Raw genomic sequence first — 17,310 nt, forward strand, 5'->3', positions numbered from 1 at the left:
ACATCCCGTCTAGTCGTGCGGTTGTTTCGACAAGCGCAACTCGTCAGCAGAACCGACGAGCGCTATACGTCTTCGGGAGCTGCTTTAAAGACTTGCTGTGCGATCTGGAACGCTGAGTTCGCGGCAGGAACGCCGCAATAAACTCCAGACTGCAGAATTATCTCTGAGACTTCTTCCTGGGTGAGCCCGTTAAGAAGTGCGGCTCGCAGATGCATGCCGAGTTCGTCCCAGTGGCCGTGTGCTATTAGCGCGGTGATCGTGACCGTGCTCCGTAGTCGTCGGTCTAGTCCGGGTCGCGACCAAATGTCGCCCCAGGCATAGCGCGTAATGAAATCCTGAAAGTCTCGGGTCACCTCGGTGATGTTCGCGTTAGCACGGTCGACGTGCTCGTCTCCGAGTACCTCGCGCCGAACGCTCATCCCTTGGTCTCGTCGCTGGTCGTCAGTTGACATTAGCGGTCCTTTCCGAAGAAGTTTGTGAGAAGTTGCGCGACTACTGCTGGCTGTTCCGCGCTGGTGAGGTGCCCCGCGTCTGTCACATCGATTGCGCGCCCGTGAGGGGCTGAGGCCGCTAACTCGGCCATCGCCTCTGGCCGCGCCACCGGGTCGTCATGCCCTGATATCGCCAGCAAAGGTTGGGTCAGGTTGCCGATTTCGCCTCGCAGGTCGTAGTTTGCTAGTGCCTCACAGCAGAGGGCATAGCTTTCGTCGTCCGCATCGGCGAGGGTATGCAGAAGTCGGCCGGTCACCTGGGGTAGCCGGGCAATTGACCCGTGCGAGAACCAGCGATCGGCGGAAGCTCCCACGAGCACCGAGGTCGACTGGGCCCTCACGAGAGTGGCGCGTTCCGTCCAAGCGGAAGCCTTCCCGAACTTGGCAAGTGAGCAGATCAATGCGACGCGATCAAGCCGCTTCGGATGGCGAAGTGCCAGTTCCAGTCCGACGCCGCCGCCAAGCGAGACCCCGGCGTAGTAGAAGGTTGGTTCATCGATGAGCTCGATTACGGCATCTGCCAACTCCGCCACGCTAAAGCTCGAGGATGCTGGGGCTGAGATACCGTGCCCGGGTAGGTCCCAGGACAGCAGGCTGAACTGTGAGCCGAGCAGTTTGGCGGCATCCTCCCAGACCAGTGACGACGTTCCTAGCGAAGGCCCGAGCACGATCAGCGGGGCGCCGGTGGTGCCGCCCCGAATCGCGCGGATCGAGGGGGTGCTCATCCGCTCGCCTTTACGTGGGCCATGGCCCGGTCGATGAGTTCGTCGCTTATCCCGAGGTAGCTTTCCGGGTTAAGGAGGTCATTGAGCTGTGCGTCCGACCAGTCAGGGAGTTCCCGTGTCAACGCTTTTCTCAGGCTTGCCGGTTCGGACGCGGCGACAGCGATGAGCTGTCGCACTTTGTTCTTACCGAGAATCGGACCCGCAACGAGCATGACTCGTTCACTCACAATGAGCGGACCAGTCAGCCCCAAATTCTGGCGCATTCGGTCGGTGTCAACGCGCAGCCCGGTTAGCAGCTCCGCAGCGAGCGATGCGGCGCCACCCGTCGTGCGGAGCAGATCGCGTTGTGCCTGCCACTCGGTGTGCCAAGCGCCGTCGGGGCGCTCATCGACGGCGATGGCGCTGCGGTGAAGCTCCGCGGCAATCTCAGGAGTGTTGCGGGCAGCTGCCTGGAGCAGCACGCTGAGTATCGGGTTTTGCTTCTGCGGCATGGTTGACGATCCGCCGCCAGATTCCTCGCTGAGTTCTGCGATCTCTGTGCGCGACAGTAGGGACACGTCCACGCCGATCTTGCCGAGCGCAACGCCCACGCCGGCGAGTGCGTCCGCCAATCTGATAACCGGCGTCCGGATGGTGTGCCACGGTAGCGGCGAGGGCTCCAATCCGAGCTCGTCTGCGAACGCGTCGACCAACGCCAGCTCACGTCCCGGAAGAAGCTGGGTGAACGACGCAAGCGTTCCAGCCGCTCCTCCGAGCTGAGCGGGTAGGTTGTCTGCAATCGTCACGAGGAAGCGGCGAGCGTCGGCCACCCCGACCATCCAGCCAGCGGCTTTAAGCCCAAAGGTTGTTGGAACGCTGTGTTGGGTCAGCGTGCGACCGGCGATTGCCGTAGTGCGATGCCGGTCGGCCAAGGCGGCGAGAGTAGTGAGCGCGGAATCGAGGTCGCTCACGAGCAGGCTAATGCTGCGCTTGGATACCAGCATTAGCGCGCTGTCCAGAATGTCCTGGCTGGTTGCCCCGAGGTGCACGTAGTTCGAAGCATCCGGGCCTACTGCCGATCGCAAGTCAGCCAGCAGCGGGATGATGGGGTTTCCGCCGCTCGAACGCGAAGCTAAGGCCAGCCGGGCGGCGTCGAGCTCCAACCGTGCTGCTGCATTTCGAATGGCTTCGGCTGCAGCATCCGGAACTAGCCCTAGACGATTCTGGGCAGTGGCCAGCCCGACCTCGACATCGAGGATCGCGCACAGCACCGCATCGTCTCCTGTCGCGGCGGCGACTGGCGTGCCCGCCCAGTAAGGCGCGAGCAGGCCGTGATCTGCGGCGCTGAAGTTAGCTGAAGTCAATGAAGACTGTCTCATCGTCACCCTGTAGGTGAATGTCATGGTGTAGCGACCCGTCGCTCTGACGGTTCGCTACTAGAGTAGCCCGTCGCTGGGGAGGCAGCACGGAGAGAAATGGGTCGTGTTCCAGTGCGTCGCGGTCTTGAGGTAAATAGATTCTGCTGTGCAGCTTGTCGAGTATTCCGCGCGCAAAGAGGACTAGCGCAAAGAAGGGCGCTGTGTCGTTAATCGAGCCTGGCTCAACCGTGGTGAACGAATAGCTACCATCGCGGGTGGTAGCCGAACGCCCGAAGCCGGTGAAAACGTGCCGATCTCGGGTGAGTGACCCGCGCGCCGTCGGAATGTTACCGTTCTCGTCGGCCTGCCAAACTTCGATTAGCGCGTCTGGTACGGGAACGCCGGTTCCGTCGTACACGGCACCGGTCAGCCGGACAGCGTGAGGGTGGTGTGGCGGAACGAGGTTTTCACTACCTTCGTACGGAAGCGCATAGCCGAAGAACGGGCCGACGGTTTGGCCGGGAGTGGGCAGGAGGCTCATTCGTCGTCTCCTTCCGCTTCGAACCAAGTTTGTTGCGGACCGGTCAGAACGATATCCCAGCGATATCCGAGAGCCCACTCCGGTGAGGTGAGGTCGTGATCGTAGTTAGCGACGAGGCGGTCGCGGGCGTCGTGATCGATGATCGAATTGTAGATCGGATCGAGAGGGAATAAAGGGTCGCCGGGAAAGTACATCTGGGTGATTATTCTCTGCGTAAAGGCGTTGCCGAATAGCGAGAAATGGATGTGCGCCGGCCGCCAGGCGTTGGTGTGGTTCTTCCACGGGTACGCACCCGGCTTGATGGTGACGAAACGGTAGTCGCCATTGTCGTCGGTGATCGTGCGGCCGGTTCCTGTGAAGTTCGGATCGATAGGTGCCGGATGCTGATCACGCTTGTGGATGTACCTTCCTGCTGCGTTTGCCTGCCACACTTCGACTAGCTGGTTGCGGACCGGGCGTCCGTCACCGTCAAGAACTCGCCCGGAGACGACGATACGTTCGCCGACTGGCTCTCCTGTGTGCTGCAGGGTGAGATCGGATTCGATCTCCGCGACATCGTTGTGTCCGAACGCGGGCGATAGGAGCTCGATACTCTCTGGATCTGCATGGTGCAGGTCTTTTGTGGGGTAGCGCAGGAGACTACTGCGGTACGGTGGATAATTCAGCGTCGTGCGATTGTGGACCTGAGCGCCGCCTGCGCGATCCATTTCGTATTGTTCTTGTCGTGAACTGATCTCGCTTGAGATCTGTTGCTGATCGCTGACTGTCATGTCGTCCTTCGTTGAGGCGTTCATCATGGTGCGCTGAGGAAAGCGTGCCACCCCTTGGATCGGTAAACAACGGAATTCTTCCACTCAGCGGAAACTACCCCAACGAGTCAACCCCATCATGGTCCATCAGTTCGAGCAGGCTTGCTGATATTGCTGACGCGGCGTTCTGCAGCACCGGCACGAGCCGCGATGTTTCTGCCTTGACGGTGTGAGTAACAACGCCGACGGCGGCCAGTAGCCCAGAGTGGCCCAATATCGGTACCGCAATGGAGGTATTTCCGAGCGTCATTTCTTGATGCGTCCAGCTAACACCCGAGCGCCTGACCTCCCTGATTTGAGAGCGCAATTTCGGCTCCGCGGTAATCGAAAATTTGGTCGGACTTTCAAGTTCTCGCGCTAAGTAGGCGGAGAGGAACGCTTCATCCTGCCAGGCAAGGAGGACCTTGCCGACGCCGGTAGTGTGCAGCGGAAGGCGCCCGCCCATCCGGCTGATTGTTGGAACCGAATTCGTCCCGACCAATCGGGCGACGTAGAGTGCTTCGATCCCATCCAAGATGGCTAAATGTACATTTTCGGCGGTCGCTTCATAAAGGGTCAGTAGGTGGGGAAGGGCTGTCTCCCGCAAGTGAAGACTTAGTGGCGAGATCTCGCCCAGTTCCCAGAGCGTTCGTCCGATTGAATATCGGTCGTCTGGTCCGCGAGACAGCAGGTTCGCTGCGACCAGCTCACCCAGCATCCGATGTGTTGTGGTCATGGATAGACCGGATCGAGAAGATGCCTCGCTCAATTTCAGGCGAGGATGCTCGCCGCTAAAGACCTTGAGTAGCGTCGCTGTGCGAGCAATGACCGAAACTCCCGGATCTGCCGCATTGCCCGCCATGGGCTGAAGTCTAGCCACCTACGCCGTCCTACTTCACGCTTCCGGCGGTGATGCCTTCCACAATCTGCTTGTTGAAGACGATATAGATCACGATCATTGGGAGCGTGATGATCGATAGTGCCGAGAAGAGCAGGCCGTAATCGGTGACATACCGGCTCGAGAATGCGAGCAGCCCGGTGGGGATCGTCTTGAGGGCGTCATCCTGAATGTAGAGCAGGGCGAGCAAGAACTCGTTCCAGCTGGAGAGTGCTGAGAAGATCGCGACGGTAGCGAGGCCCGGCCGCAACAGCGGCAGCGCGATCGACCCGAACACGCGAAGGTCGCCGGCACCGTCGATGCGGGCAGCCTCGAAAAGTTCGTCGGGCACGGCATCCAGATAGACCTTCAGCAGATAGACCGCGAGTGGCAAGCCCATAGCCGTGTACGGAATGATGAGCGCCCACCGGGTATCAGTGATGGCAAGTTGGGTAAACATCGTGGACTGCGCAATGAAGTACGACTGCAGCGGCAACAAGAGGCCAAGCGCCAGTAACCCCATCAGGAGGTTACGGCCACGGAAGCGGTAGCGACTAAACGCGAACGCCGCAGCGGCACCGAACAGCAGGATGCCGAGCACCGACGCCCCAGTCACGATCGCGCTGTTGAGGGCGTACTGCCCGATGTGGCCGATCTCCCACGCCTCGGCCCAGCGACCGAAGTCGATCTCCGTCGGGAGCGCGAAAGGGGTGGAGAAGATCGCCGAGTTCGACTTGAAGCTGGAGAACACCATCCACAGCATTGGAAAGAAGAAGACGACAGCGATCGCAACGAGCGAAAGAGTGAAGAGCAGATTGGGGATGCGTCCGACCCGGCTGCGCTGTGCGGTCCTCATGCGCTCACGTTCTCTGGCTTCTCGCGATTGACTCTCGTGAAGACCAACCCCAACGCCACAACAACGGCGGTGAGCACGACGGCCATCGCTGATCCGTAGCCGACATTCCCGAAAGTGAATACAGACTTAACGAGGTAGGTGGTGGGGATCTCAGTGGCGCCATAGGGCCCGCCGTTGGTCATCACATAGAAGAGATCGAACCCTTGGAAGCCGCCCGTGATACACAGCAGCAGGGCGACCGTGATCGCGTTGCCAATCATCGGAACCTTGATGCGGCGAAATAGTTGCCACTCACCAGCGCCGTCTAGTCGGGCGGCCTCGATTACCTCAGTGGGCACCTGACTGAAGGCGGCATAAAAGATGGTCATGTAGAAACCGGCATATACCCAACCGGAGACGACGCTCACCGCGAGCAGCGCGGTAGCGGGGTCGCCGAGCCACACACGTTGCAAATCTTCGAGACCAAAGTTTGCGAGGGCCGCATTGAGTAAGCCGAAGTCGTTGTTGTAGACGAAAGCCCACAACACTGCCACAACCACCATGGGGAGCATCACCGGGGTGAAGATCGCCACCCGGAACCACAGCGATCCTCGGCGCCTCACGCTGACGAGGCCGGCGAGCACTAGACCAACAACGACCTCAAGCAGAATCGTCGCCGCAATGTAGATGAGCACGTGCACGAAGGAGTCACGGAACAGAGTGTCGTTTGCGGCCTTGATGTAGTTGTCGATGCCGACAAAAACCATCGTGCCGTAGCCGTTCCACTCCGTGAAGCTGTAGGCAAACGTCATGATCACGGGAAACAGCACCGCGAAACCGAACACGGCCATGGTGGGCACCAAAAACAGGTACGGGGTGACCCTGCGGTTCGGTTTCATCGGTTAGGGGCCTCTCACGAAGGTTGCTGATCGCCCGCCTCGGGTTGGCGGGCGATCAGCAAAGTTGGCTAACTCGCGCGGGACGCGTTAGCCAAGCTTCTGATCTATGCCGGCAACGGCATCCTCGGGAGTGCTTTGGCCACCCAGTACCTCAGCAAGCGCCGCATACAGTGCGTTTGCGGTCTCAAGGTCGTAGCCGGTGTCTGGCGGAAGAACGATTGCGGGAGCCGTCTCCAACATGTCAATCAGACCGGCACTTCGTGAGTCGATGTCCTCGCCGGTGGATGCCGAGAGAGCCATTGGGGTAAGTTCAGCGCCGATGAACGCCTGAACGTTCTCGTCGTTGTTGAGCAGTGCAAGGAACTCTGCAGCCACATCTTGCTTGCTGCTCTTGGCGTTCACGACGTATCCGGTAACAACGCCGATGACGCTGTCCTGGTCGCCAGCACCGGGCATGCTCGGCAGGTTTACATAGTCGAAGTTGAGCTCGGGAGCTTCGTCGATTGCCCAGCTCACGAGCCAAGAACCGATGGCGTGCATCGCTGCCTTGCCCTGGAAGAAGAGCTGTGCGCCCTCATTGTCGTCAACAGCATTCGCGCTCTCGTTGACGCAGTTGTGGTCGGCAAGATCCTTGACGTAACCGAATGCCTCAACCCATTCCGGAGTATTGAAGTCGGTTTCGCCAGATAATGCTGAGCTGTAGACGTCTTCGCCAACAACCCGCGAAGTCATATGGGCCAACCAGTTGCCGGCCGCCCACAAGTCTTTGTTGCCAGAAGCGATCGGGATGATGCCTTCAGCATCGAGCGCGTCGCACGTGGCAAGCAATTCGTCCCACGTCGTAGGAGGGGTGAGTCCGGCATCCGCAAAGATGTCTTCGTTGTACCAGAGCACGTTCGCCACGTCTGCTGCGTGCGGAACCATAACCACGGCATCGTCGACGGTCAGCGAGGTGAAAACCTTTTCGTCGAAGAGTCCAGCGATGGGGCCCGTTGTCACCGCATCAGTGAGATCTGCGGCAAAACCATCTGCGGCGCGCTGCTCAAGGCGAGCACCCGCCCATTCAAAGTAGATATCGGGAGCGTTGCGACCATTGAGCAGGTTCGGGAGGCCAATAGTTTGGTACAGGTCGTCATCCTGGTAGTTCATCTCGACCGTGACATCGGGGTTAGCTGCCTCAAACTGGGCGGCAACATGATCCCAGACCCGAATCTGGGCTTCACCGGGTGAACCCATTGCGATGCGCAGAACGTTGTCATCTGAGCCGCCGTCACCAGCCGCGCAACCGGAGAGGATGAGAGCAGTTGCGCTCAGCGCCGCAACGGCAGCGGTGGTCACTTTTCGCCTATCGGTCATGATCAGTCCCTTGCTGTAGGTGATTCACTAGCGGGTGGTGCGGGTGGTGCAGGTGGTGAGCCCCCGGCGGCGACAAGCTCCGCCAAAGTCATATCGAGCAGATCGCCGAACACACGACGATGCGCACTTCGCAGCTTATCGAGGAAGGGGCGAAGAACGGTGGAGCCATCAGAATCGAGCCGACCGTCAGCCGCAAGAGTCGCGATCGCGACTAGGGCGTGAGCCCCTACACGGAACGACTCAAGCCACGGGCGAACCTCAGAGATCAGTTGCGGATTGCTGACGGGGCCGTCGAGCAACCGATCGGCAGCCTGCACCATCGACTCCGCACGCTGCAATAGTTCGGAGGCAGCGAGCGCGCGATCGCCATACTCCAGCTCGAAAGTGAAGTGTTCGAGGGCCTCAGCGAGATCCGGGGCATCGTCGAACGAGAGGCACGAGAAACGAACGGTGTCAGCAAAGAGACTGAAATCTGCGACGTCCTCTGGGCCAACGACATCCAGAAGTGCCTGCTTCCAACTGGCCTCTGGGGCGTAGCCTTCGGGGTCACGCAAGTAGTCGGCGATCGTGGCAAAGGGGATCTTGGATGACTCGAAGAGTTCCATGCCGTTAGCAATGATGCCGGTCGAGAACCGAAACAGCTGCGGGTCGCGACCCTGGTACGGCCCAATGTGGAGCTCGTGGCCCATCGCCACATCGTTCACGGGGTAGTTGTCCCAGTACGTTGCCGGGCGGCCAGTTGAGCGAGCAAAAGCAGCCGCGTCGTTGAGGTCGAGGGTGGGCGAGCAGATTGCGCGGCCCGTCCAGAACAGGTCAATGCGGGGGTCGATTCCGCTGCCGAGACGAGTGATGTACTCCTCGGTGCCATCACCCCAGTACTGCGTGGGGCAAACCGTGAGATGGGTATCACTGGTGAATTGCGAGAACACGCTGCCGATGAGCGACTGCTGCGCTTCAACCAAATCTGTGAAGGCCGTTTTATCTTCGGGATGCTGCAATCGCGTCGGGATGTCATCGAGCAGCAACCCAAAATTGGTGACGCCCAATTCGCGCACGGCGGTGTACTTGGCAGTCAACATCTCGTGGTCTTCGCTGCTGGAGTATCTGATGGTGAGCCCAGGGGAGAGGCAATACATGAAGCTCATGCCGTGCTCAGAGCATCGAGCAATCAGCTCGGCCAGGCGTGCGAGCTCGGTGCCGGCGTAGGGGTTGCGCCATTCGTGGCGAACCAGTGGATCATCTTTTGGTGAGTAAACGAACGTGTTCATTCCGCGTTCGGCGAGAAAGCCGATGAGATCGAGTCGTTGCTCGTGACTCCAGGGCGGTCCGTAGAACCCTTCAATCACGCCCCGGATGGCGAACGGCGATGGGGGCGAATGCGTGTGCTGGGAACCGCTCATACCGCGGCTACTTTGGTGGTGTATTTGTGATTACTTGCGTCGCCGCTGCTGGTGTTGCTGCTCTCATAGATGTCAGGAATTACACCCTCGTTCACCGCTAGCTGGATTGCCTGTGCCATCACTGCGTTGAGAATTGCGGCCCCGACAACGGTCGATGTAGCCGAGACGCGGCTATCGATTCCGGTGATGTCAACGGCCGCATCGCCAACAGAACCACCGTTGTCGATGACGACGGTGGCCAGCTCATGCAGCTTGGGGAGCTGGGTTGGGCGCGCTGCGGGGGAGGTGGCGTGGTTGAGGCTCGTGAGCGCGATCACAGGAATTCCCCGAGCCAAAACGCGCTGCACTAGTTCAGATGTGACCGCATTTCTCCCCGAGTTTGAGGCCACGATCACCACATCACCTTCCGCGATCGGATGATCGAGGAGCAGGGCATCGGCAAGACCGGGGAGGCGCTCAAGAGAAGTGCTGAGCGGTGCACTCGAGTGCAGCATGAGCCCCTCAAAGAGCAGCGGTTGAACGTTGACAAGTCCGCCAGCGCGATAGAAGAGTTCTTCGGCAAGCATGTGTGAGTGCCCGGTGCCAAAGACGTGAACGATGCGTTTGGCAATCAACGTGTTGGCGACAAGTCTGGATGCCGCAACAATGTTTGCTGATTCGTCAGTACGCAGTCGTTCAATGAGCTCGATCGCATGCGTGAGGTAACGGTCGGCAGGGGACCCTGCGTCGAGTGCCGTCGGGCTGGACGAGGTCATGATGCTGACTCCTCTTTCCACACATGGATGAGTTCGCGATAGATGTTGTCTGCCTCTCCTTCGCCGAGTAATAGAGCTCCGTCGAGTGCTGAGGCATCCGCGGGTCGGAATGAGAGTCCGTCTGCGGCGAGGAGTTCGACTACTCGAGCGAACAGCACGGTGTTAGGGCCGAGCAGTTTGCCGCCAAGGGCCAGGGGAGCATCTTGGCCGACCCAGTGCAGGCCAACGCGAGCGGTGTCAAACAATTCGCGTGCGGCGTCGTTGACGATGGCGTTTGCTACAGCATCCCCTTCGACTGCAGCGGTGAGTACGTCGCGGGCGAATTGCGAGATGCGGTTGACGGGGCGGTGCACGCTATGAAGTCGCGCAGCGAGATTGTTGAGGCCAGCGAACTGATTCTCGGCTCGCTCGGTGAGTATGGTCGTTTCGCCGCGGCCGTCGAGCTGTTTAAGCACTGCGGAGACTCCGCGGCTGCCAATCCAGAATCCGCCGCCGGCGTCGCCGAGGAGGTAGCCGTGCCCGTCGATGACTCGTGATTCGCCGCTGTCTTTCAGTGCCAAGCACCCGACACCGGTTCCCGTGATTAAGGAGACGCCGGCTTCAGCAGACAGCGCACCGGCGTGCGAGGTGACGGTATCGTCGGCGATCCATACTTCGCGCGCGCCGGTGGTTGCGCCAATGAGAGCGCCTAGTCGGGAAGCGGATGCGGCATCGGCGGGGGAGGTGGTTAGCCCAAGAACAACACGATCAACTGGCGCAAAGTGGCCATGCTTCCAGGCGCTCGCGATCGCGTTGAACACCGACCGCACGGTATCGCCCTCGAGACGGCTGACACCATCAACTTCGACAGTTCCTGGTTGTGCGGAGCTTTTGAGACGGATGCCTGACTGGCCACCGTCGACACCGAGAACGGTTGGCATCAATTGTTCCTTGCTTGTTCAGGAGCGAATGCCGCACCAGAGACCTGGGCGGTGAGTTGATACTTGTCGCCGCGGTAGAAACAGTTGGCGATCATGATGATGGTGCCGCTCGAATCGGAGTCAACCATCCGAATGCGTAAACAGGCCTGATCTTCGGCGATGGTCAGGAGTTCACGCACGCGCTGGTCGGGCAGCACTGGTTCGATGGAAACGCTCGCTGCGCCGGGGGCGATGCGGTAGCGCGTGCTGAGGAGTTCGTAGAGGGAACCTCCGAGGTCGCCCCCGTTGATTCCGGGAACGAGCGCTTGCGGAATCCAGACAGTTTCGACCGCCATCGCTTCGCCGCTGCCTAAGCGCAGCCGGGTAAAGCTGACCACAGGGTCTCCGAGCGTGATCTGCAATTGCGCTGCGATCGCGGCGTCGGCGGCGGCAACGCGGTAGGCCAGCAGGCGGGCGCTTGGTTCGAGGCCGCGGTCGCGCATGTCTTGAGAGAAGGAGGTGAGCCCGAGTAAGCGAACGAACGGCTGAGGAGTCACGTAGGTGCCAGAGCCGTGACGGCGCTCGACGAGACCTTCGGCGACGAGAGAATCGACTGCGCGGCGGATGGTCATTCGAGCGACGCCCCACTGGGCGCTCAGGTCACGCTCGCTGGGCAGGCTCTTTCCTGCCTCTGTCGACGCCACTAATTCGCGAAGGCGCGCTCTGAGCGTGTTTCTGGTTGATTCCACAACGACTGTCACCTTCACATTAGAGCCCATTTGGCTACCTCTGGTAAAGGGTTGTATAGACCAATTAGGGCTGCACGTTGATGTTACCTGCCCGAAACATCCCCGCAAGTTCAGGGTTGATGCTCGTTGGTCACCAGTTCCTTGTACCCCGTATAGACCACTCTGTGTCCAAGGCGTGATATGCCATTTAGACCACTTGACGCACGTTATATGGTGAAGCCATGAGCCATATCCGTTCAGCAGGCCTTCAGGATCTCCCGGGCACCTACCGAGTTTGCTTACAGACTGCGGATGCCGGAACAGACGGGAGCGCTCTCTACGAGAATCCCGACCTCCTCGGCCACATTTATGTTGGCTCCTATCTCGTGGGGCAACCGGAGTTCGCGTTCGTCATCGCAGATGAGTTCGGAGTCGCTGGCTATGTGCTCGGGACAGCCAGCACGCGCGAATTCGAGGCGTGGCAAGAGCGTGAGTGGTGGCCAGCATTGCGCGCACAGTACCCGCCGACCAGCGGATCGGGTCTCGATGATGAACTGATCTCCCACCTGCACACGCCGGTCGCCGTGCCCGACGCCGTGGTCGCGAACTATCCGGCACACCTTCACATCGACCTGCTACCACGTGCCCAAGGCAAGGGGTTGGGGCGAGTGATGCTGGAGACTCTTTTTGTGGCGCTTCGCGCTCGCGGTGCGCACGGCATCCACTTAGATGTTGGCGAAGACAACCACAACGCGATCGCGTTCTACCGCCACCTTGGCTTTGTGGAGCTTGCTCGCGGAACCGATTCGATCTACATGGGAATGGAACTGTCGTGATCTTGCCTGAGCCAACTGCAGCACCGCTCCGGGGCGGGCCGACCCTGCGCTGGGGCGTACTCGCTCCAGGTGGAATTGCCACTGACTGGGTGGCCGCGATGCACGCGAACACTGACCAGCGAGTAGTTGCTGTGGCATCGCGCTCGGCTGAGCGTGCCGCCAAGTTTGCGCAGAAGAACGGCGTCAAGCGTAGTTATGGCAGCTATGAGCAGTTGGTGGCAGACCCCGAGGTGGACATTGTTTATATTGCGGCGCCTAACATTTTTCACCGACCGCTGGCCCTGCTTTCGATTGCGGCAGGTAAGCACGTTCTCATCGAGAAGCCGCTCGGCATTGATGCCGCCGATGCTCAGCTGATCGTTGATGCCGCCCGAGCTGCAGGCGTGTTCGCGATGGAGGCCATGTGGACCCGCTTCTTGCCGCAGACCACGATGATTTCCCAGCTACTTGCCGACGGCGAGCTCGGTGATGTGAAGATGGTCACCGCCGATTTTGGTGCCAACTTTGGTGCGCCGAACGGGCAGCCGGTTTTCGACCCGGCCATGGCCGGAGGTTCGCTGCGCGATATCGGAATCTACCCCGTGTGGTTCTCTCGCTTCGTGCTCGGAGCACCCACCTCGGCGGTGGCGACGGGGCGGATGCTCGACACCGGTGTTGATGGCCAGGCGGCGATGATCCTCGGCCATGCCGCCGGTGCCCAAGCCGTGTTGCACACGACGATGCTTGCTGACACCCCCACGGAGGCCCGCATCAGCGGCACGCGTGCTCGCGTCGAGGTGCGCACTCCGTTCTATGCGCCAAACGGGTTTGCGTTTGTGCGCGACGATGAGCGCACCGAGTTTACGGATGGCACTGGGCTTCGCGGCCGCGAAGGGCTCGCGTTTCAGGCGACGGCGATTGCCCAACACATTGCAGGTGGGCGAACCGAGGCTCCCGAGCATCCACTCGATGTGTCGGTTGCGATCCTAGAAACGCTCGACTCGCTGCGCGCTCAGGTAGAAGCGGGCTAGCTCGGGGGCAGCTCGGTTCGGTTCGGCGGCCTAGCGCGGCCCCGCCGGCTACGCGGCAGCTTTAGCGCGCGAAAGGTCGACGAACAGGTCGGTGTTGAACTTGTAGGCGGCGAGAACTTCGTCGATTACGCGCTCACGTTCGGCATCATCCCACTGCACAGCGTCGAGCTGTTCGCGGTAGGTGTTCTTGAATTCTTTGGGCTTCGCGATCTCATCAAACAGGTAGAAGCCGACACCGTTGGTTTCGAATCCGAACTGGCGCTGCATGATGGTGCGGATGACTTGCCCGCCCGAAAGGTCGCCGAGGTAGCGGGTGTAGTGGTGGGCGATGAACCCGCCAGCCCAGTCTTGGGCAGCAATGTCACGCACGCGGGCCGCATAGGCGGCAGCGGTCGGCAGGGGAGTGATCTGATCGCGCCAGTCGGCACCAATCAGAAATTTTAGGTCGGCTTCAATGGCGGGCAGTCGAGTCAGTTGCGATGTGATGAACGGCGCGGCAACCGGGTCGGCCGCAAAGTGGTCAGCCGCAGCCTCGATAGCTTCGTAGATGAAGTAGTGCTGAGCTACCAGTGCAATGTAGTCATCGTGGCTGCCCTTGCCCGTCATGAGATCTTTCATGAAATCGGCACCTTCGCTGTCGCCGTGGCTTGACCACGTGCGCTCGCGAAGGGCCTGCGAGAAAGGAATAACAGCCACTGAGGTCTCCTAGCGAGGTTAGTTAGGTGACCCTCACTCTAGCGGGATGACGAGTGGCTCCGCATCGTCCAAAAGGTTAGTGTTCGCCGGGACTGTATCGTGAGCGAGTGACTGCGACTGAACAGCCCCGTGTCCTGGCGACGACTAAGCAATGGTTCGCACTTGTGGTGCTGATGCTGCCCACCCTTCTGGTCTCGATCGACAACACGGTGTTGAGTTTTGCCCTGCCCAGTATTGCTCGAGACCTGCGCCCCAGTGCGGTTGCACAACTCTGGATCGTTGACGTTTACCCGTTGGTGCTCGCCGCTCTGCTTGTCGGGATGGGAAATCTCGGCGATCGGTTCGGCCGCCGCCGCATGCTGCTGATTGGCGCCTCGGGCTTCGGGATCGTCTCCGCGCATCGCGGCCTTCGCCCCCGATGCTGCTTCGCTCATCATCGCGCGGGTGTTCCTTGGAGTCTTTGGTGCGATGCTCATGCCGTCGACCCTGTCGCTCTTGAGGTCGCTCTTCGTCGATCGTCGGCAGCGTCGACTTGCGATCGCTATTTGGGCCGCGGGATTCTCGGCCGGTTCCGCTATCGGGCCGCTTGTCGGGGGAGTGCTGCTCGAGCATTTTTGGTGGGGATCGGTATTCCTAGTCGCCGTGCCGTTCTTGTTGCCGCTGCTCATTTTCGCTCCACTGTTGATCGCGGAATCGAAGGACCCTGCTCCCGGCCCGTTCGACCTCGGCAGTATCGCTCTGTCGATCCTCACGTTGGGGCCGGCTGTTTACGCCATTAAGGTCCTCGCTACGGAGGGTATTGGCGTACTGCCTGTCGCACTGCTCGTAGTCGCGGTGTTCTCGGGCATATTCTTCGTGCGTCGACTCCTTGCGCAGACGAATCCGATGCTCGACATGAAACTGTTCCGGGTGCCGTCGTTCAGTGGTGCGGTGCTCGTGAACCTTGTCAGCGTCTTCTCACTCCTCGGGCTTCTGTTCTTCCTCACCCAGCACTTGCAGCTTGTGGTGGGGCTCAGCCCGTTCGATGCGGCTGTCGCGCTCACCCCCGGCATTATTGTGATCATCCTCGCGGGACTCGGCGTGGTGCCGCTCGTTCGATACGTTCGACCAGGCTTCCTCATGGCCGGCGGGCTGCTCCTGTCGCTTCTCGCCTACGGTTCGATCGCGCTGATCGGGAGCGACGCTACTGTACTGAGCTACATTGTGGCTTTTTGTGTTCTTGGTGCGGGGATCGGTTCAGCCGAGACCTTGTCAAACGACCTCATCATCTCCAGCGTTCCTTCAGATAAGGCGGGGGCGGCCTCCGGCGTTTCCGAGACCGCCTACGAGCTGGGCGCGGTGCTGGGAACAGCGGTGCTGGGCAGCATCCTCACTGCCTCCTACCGGTCGTCGATCGTGATTCCAGACGGACTCACGGCAGTGGATGCGACGGCAGCACGAGAGACCCTCGGTGGTGCCGTGGAGGTAGCCTCCACACTGCCGGAAGGTCTCGGCGAGCAACTGTTGAGTTCGGCCCGTCACGCCTTCGACTCGGGAGTTGTGGCAACGTCTTGGGTCGCCGTTGCTCTTATGGCCGTGGCAATCACGATCACGTTGGTGACCCTGCGCTCAGTGCGGAGCTAAGCGCACTGCCCGTGCAGCCTAGTGACCTTCGTGACTGGGGATGTTGAACAGGTCTTCGGTATCTTCGCCGGCGGGGGCATCCCGTTGCGGAGTAATCGAGCTGTCGTGCTCGCCATGGGGCTGCGCATAGATGCCAGCCTCGGTGGCGGCAAGAGCGGGGGTGGTGAGGGCAGAAACCGCTAGAGCGCCCAACATCAGGGCGGTGAGGTAGCGTGCGGCGCCGGGTGCGGATGCAGTGGTGCGTTTACCTTCACGCTTGCGACGGGCGTGCCGCGCTAGGGAGCCGGCCACAAAAAGTTGGAAGATGGCGGCAATGCCCCAAGGCACGACATCCAAGGCGGCGGCAAGCGCGGGGGTCTGAAGAGTGGATGCCGCGGCAACCAGCAGCCCCCAAGCGACGAGCGGCGCGACTGCTACAACCATCGCGGCGCGGGCAAATGGCAGTTCGTCGCGGGTGAAGGCGAGGATACCCCAGCCAAATTCGATGACGCCGAGAATGGCTAGCGGGATGCCCAGCGCGAGAGGGGAACCGATCACGAGTGCAATATGGATCAGGCCGGTGCCTACTGCGGCAAAAGCGATCCAGGTTCGGGTAATTGTGGACATGACGGTTCTCCTCTCGGGGCGTGAACTGGTGCTGTGTGTGCGAGTTAGGCGTTGACGCTAGCTGCACGCTTGTCGGCACCGAGGCCAACAGCAAGCAAGACGACGGCGCTGGCAAAGTGCAGCACGTTGTCAGCAGCGTTCAAGGCCAAGATGTTGAGGGCCGAACCTACGAGCAGAAGCCCTGCGAAACCGAGCGCAAGGTAGGCGAACCCGATTGTGGAGTTCACAGCGCGAGCTGCCTTCACGTTGGAGAGGCCAGCCAATAGCAGTGCGGCACCGATGAGGATGTGGGCCACGTTGTGGAAGATGTTCACTTCGAACAAGCCGAGCAGCAGTCCACCCTCAGTGGCGAAGAAACCGACGCCATTGGTGACGGTGAAGCCGAGCAGCCCGACGAGAACGTAGACCGCGCCGAAAACTGTTCCCAGCAGGCGGTTAGGTGATTTAGTCATTACAGTGCCTCCTCTGCGCAAACCCGGTGTTCGCGCGGTTGACTCTTATTCGTATCCCTCGACAAAATGGTTTGGAATCAATTGTTCGGGCGCGGTTCTGTACCCAACTTTTCGCACGCACGCTCGTAGAGGCGCACGATTTCGTGCCGGATCTCTGCGCGCTCAGTGATGGTGGTGCTCCAAGGCACGGTTACGTGGTGCTCAATGCCGTCGACGTCGGAATACTGCCAGGTGCCCTCGGTGTCATCGAGAGTGACCATGGCGGCGGAAATCGCGGAGGACTCCGCAAACGCTCGCACGATGAGCAGATTGTCATCGTTGTGGTCGCTGTTCATGTGGGCGAGTACGGCGGACACGATTTCTGCGCTGAAAGTAGTCACGACCCTACGCTAGCTGGGAGTAGACGATTCTGAGTTGAAATATACCCCTAGGGGGTATAACGTGACACGCATGGAT

The 17,310-nt window shown here is 60.4% G+C and carries 19 protein-coding genes and 1 pseudogene; 3 read left to right on the forward strand and 17 right to left on the reverse strand.

The genetic code is table 11. The features are described 5' to 3' along the window. Window positions 1-62: 62 nt before the first annotated feature. The 13 genes from pcaC to ABD112_RS04440 form a co-directional block, all read right to left on the reverse strand. On the reverse strand, window positions 63-452 hold the full coding sequence (gene pcaC, locus ABD112_RS04380; protein WP_343923520.1) for a 4-carboxymuconolactone decarboxylase: 390 nt from the start codon (window positions 450-452) through the stop codon (window positions 63-65). Continuing rightward, complete coding sequence (locus ABD112_RS04385) at window positions 452-1,216, reverse strand: alpha/beta fold hydrolase (protein WP_343923522.1); 765 nt, start codon at window positions 1,214-1,216, stop codon at window positions 452-454. Before ABD112_RS04385 ends, pcaC begins: the two co-directional genes overlap by 1 nt. Beyond that, window positions 1,213-2,559, reverse strand: a complete 1,347-nt coding sequence (locus tag ABD112_RS04390; RefSeq protein ID WP_343923524.1) for a class-II fumarase/aspartase family protein — start codon at window positions 2,557-2,559, stop codon at window positions 1,213-1,215. Before ABD112_RS04390 ends, ABD112_RS04385 begins: the two co-directional genes overlap by 4 nt. Then, window positions 2,546-3,094 (reverse strand): protocatechuate 3,4-dioxygenase subunit alpha, encoded by a 549-nt coding sequence (pcaG, locus tag ABD112_RS04395; RefSeq protein ID WP_343923526.1) that lies wholly within the window; start codon window positions 3,092-3,094, stop codon window positions 2,546-2,548. The genes ABD112_RS04390 and pcaG overlap by 14 nt, the downstream gene beginning before the upstream one ends. Next, complete coding sequence (gene pcaH / locus ABD112_RS04400; protein ID WP_425563798.1) at window positions 3,091-3,891, reverse strand: protocatechuate 3,4-dioxygenase subunit beta; 801 nt, start codon at window positions 3,889-3,891, stop codon at window positions 3,091-3,093. Before pcaH ends, pcaG begins: the two co-directional genes overlap by 4 nt. 67 nt (window positions 3,892-3,958) lie before the next feature. Then, entirely contained in the window at window positions 3,959-4,744 is a 786-nt protein-coding gene (locus ABD112_RS04405; protein WP_343923530.1) for an IclR family transcriptional regulator, read from the reverse strand. A gap of 28 nt (window positions 4,745-4,772) precedes the next feature. Then, complete coding sequence (locus tag ABD112_RS04410) at window positions 4,773-5,615, reverse strand: carbohydrate ABC transporter permease (protein ID WP_343923532.1); 843 nt, start codon at window positions 5,613-5,615, stop codon at window positions 4,773-4,775. Continuing rightward, on the reverse strand, window positions 5,612-6,493 hold the full coding sequence (locus ABD112_RS04415) for a carbohydrate ABC transporter permease (protein ID WP_343923534.1): 882 nt from the start codon (window positions 6,491-6,493) through the stop codon (window positions 5,612-5,614). The genes ABD112_RS04410 and ABD112_RS04415 overlap by 4 nt, the downstream gene beginning before the upstream one ends. 87 nt (window positions 6,494-6,580) lie before the next feature. Next, window positions 6,581-7,849 (reverse strand): ABC transporter substrate-binding protein, encoded by a 1,269-nt coding sequence (locus tag ABD112_RS04420; RefSeq protein WP_343923536.1) that lies wholly within the window; start codon window positions 7,847-7,849, stop codon window positions 6,581-6,583. 2 nt (window positions 7,850-7,851) lie between these two features. Further along, window positions 7,852-9,249: a protein O-GlcNAcase gene (locus tag ABD112_RS04425; RefSeq protein WP_343923538.1), complete on the reverse strand. Its 1,398-nt coding sequence runs from the start codon at window positions 9,247-9,249 to the stop codon at window positions 7,852-7,854. Beyond that, window positions 9,246-10,004: an SIS domain-containing protein gene (locus ABD112_RS04430; protein WP_343923539.1), complete on the reverse strand. Its 759-nt coding sequence runs from the start codon at window positions 10,002-10,004 to the stop codon at window positions 9,246-9,248. Before ABD112_RS04430 ends, ABD112_RS04425 begins: the two co-directional genes overlap by 4 nt. Beyond that, entirely contained in the window at window positions 10,001-10,924 is a 924-nt protein-coding gene (locus tag ABD112_RS04435; RefSeq protein ID WP_343923540.1) for an N-acetylglucosamine kinase, read from the reverse strand. The genes ABD112_RS04430 and ABD112_RS04435 overlap by 4 nt, the downstream gene beginning before the upstream one ends. Continuing rightward, window positions 10,924-11,652 carry a GntR family transcriptional regulator gene (locus ABD112_RS04440; protein ID WP_343923542.1) on the reverse strand — a complete coding sequence of 243 codons (729 nt, stop codon included), beginning with the start codon at window positions 11,650-11,652 and terminating at the stop codon, window positions 10,924-10,926. The genes ABD112_RS04435 and ABD112_RS04440 overlap by 1 nt, the downstream gene beginning before the upstream one ends. Window positions 11,653-11,873: 221 nt before the next feature. Here ABD112_RS04440 and ABD112_RS04445 point away from each other — a divergent pair, with 221 nt between their 5' ends. Together ABD112_RS04445 and ABD112_RS04450 are read left to right on the forward strand one after the other, a co-directional pair. After that, window positions 11,874-12,467 (forward strand): GNAT family N-acetyltransferase, encoded by a 594-nt coding sequence (locus tag ABD112_RS04445; RefSeq protein WP_343923544.1) that lies wholly within the window; start codon window positions 11,874-11,876, stop codon window positions 12,465-12,467. Continuing rightward, window positions 12,464-13,477, forward strand: a complete 1,014-nt coding sequence (locus tag ABD112_RS04450) for a Gfo/Idh/MocA family protein (RefSeq protein WP_343923546.1) — start codon at window positions 12,464-12,466, stop codon at window positions 13,475-13,477. Before ABD112_RS04445 ends, ABD112_RS04450 begins: the two co-directional genes overlap by 4 nt. Before the next feature lie 48 nt (window positions 13,478-13,525). Here ABD112_RS04450 and ABD112_RS04455 read toward each other — a convergent pair whose 3' ends face one another. After that, entirely contained in the window at window positions 13,526-14,173 is a 648-nt protein-coding gene (locus ABD112_RS04455; protein ID WP_343923547.1) for a biliverdin-producing heme oxygenase, read from the reverse strand. A 107-nt stretch (window positions 14,174-14,280) separates the two neighbouring features. Here ABD112_RS04455 and ABD112_RS04460 point away from each other — a divergent pair. After that, window positions 14,281-15,796, forward strand: a pseudogene (locus ABD112_RS04460) (MFS transporter). A gap of 18 nt (window positions 15,797-15,814) precedes the next feature. Here ABD112_RS04460 and ABD112_RS04465 read toward each other — a convergent pair. From ABD112_RS04465 to ABD112_RS04475, 3 genes are all read right to left on the reverse strand, one after another. Then, window positions 15,815-16,402 (reverse strand): hypothetical protein, encoded by a 588-nt coding sequence (locus ABD112_RS04465; RefSeq protein WP_343923548.1) that lies wholly within the window; start codon window positions 16,400-16,402, stop codon window positions 15,815-15,817. 44 nt (window positions 16,403-16,446) lie between these two features. Next, window positions 16,447-16,854, reverse strand: coding sequence for a DUF4383 domain-containing protein (locus tag ABD112_RS04470; RefSeq protein ID WP_343923550.1), 408 nt, complete (start codon window positions 16,852-16,854; stop codon window positions 16,447-16,449). A 77-nt stretch (window positions 16,855-16,931) separates the two neighbouring features. Beyond that, the gene (locus ABD112_RS04475; protein ID WP_343923551.1) at window positions 16,932-17,234 is read right to left on the reverse strand and encodes a DUF2470 domain-containing protein; all 303 of its coding nucleotides are present in this window, start codon (window positions 17,232-17,234) and stop codon (window positions 16,932-16,934) included. Window positions 17,235-17,310: the final 76 nt, after the last annotated feature.

This window comes from Rhodoglobus aureus (assembly GCF_039527955.1).
In the GTDB taxonomy this organism is placed as follows: Bacteria; Actinomycetota; Actinomycetes; order Actinomycetales; family Microbacteriaceae; genus Rhodoglobus; species Rhodoglobus aureus.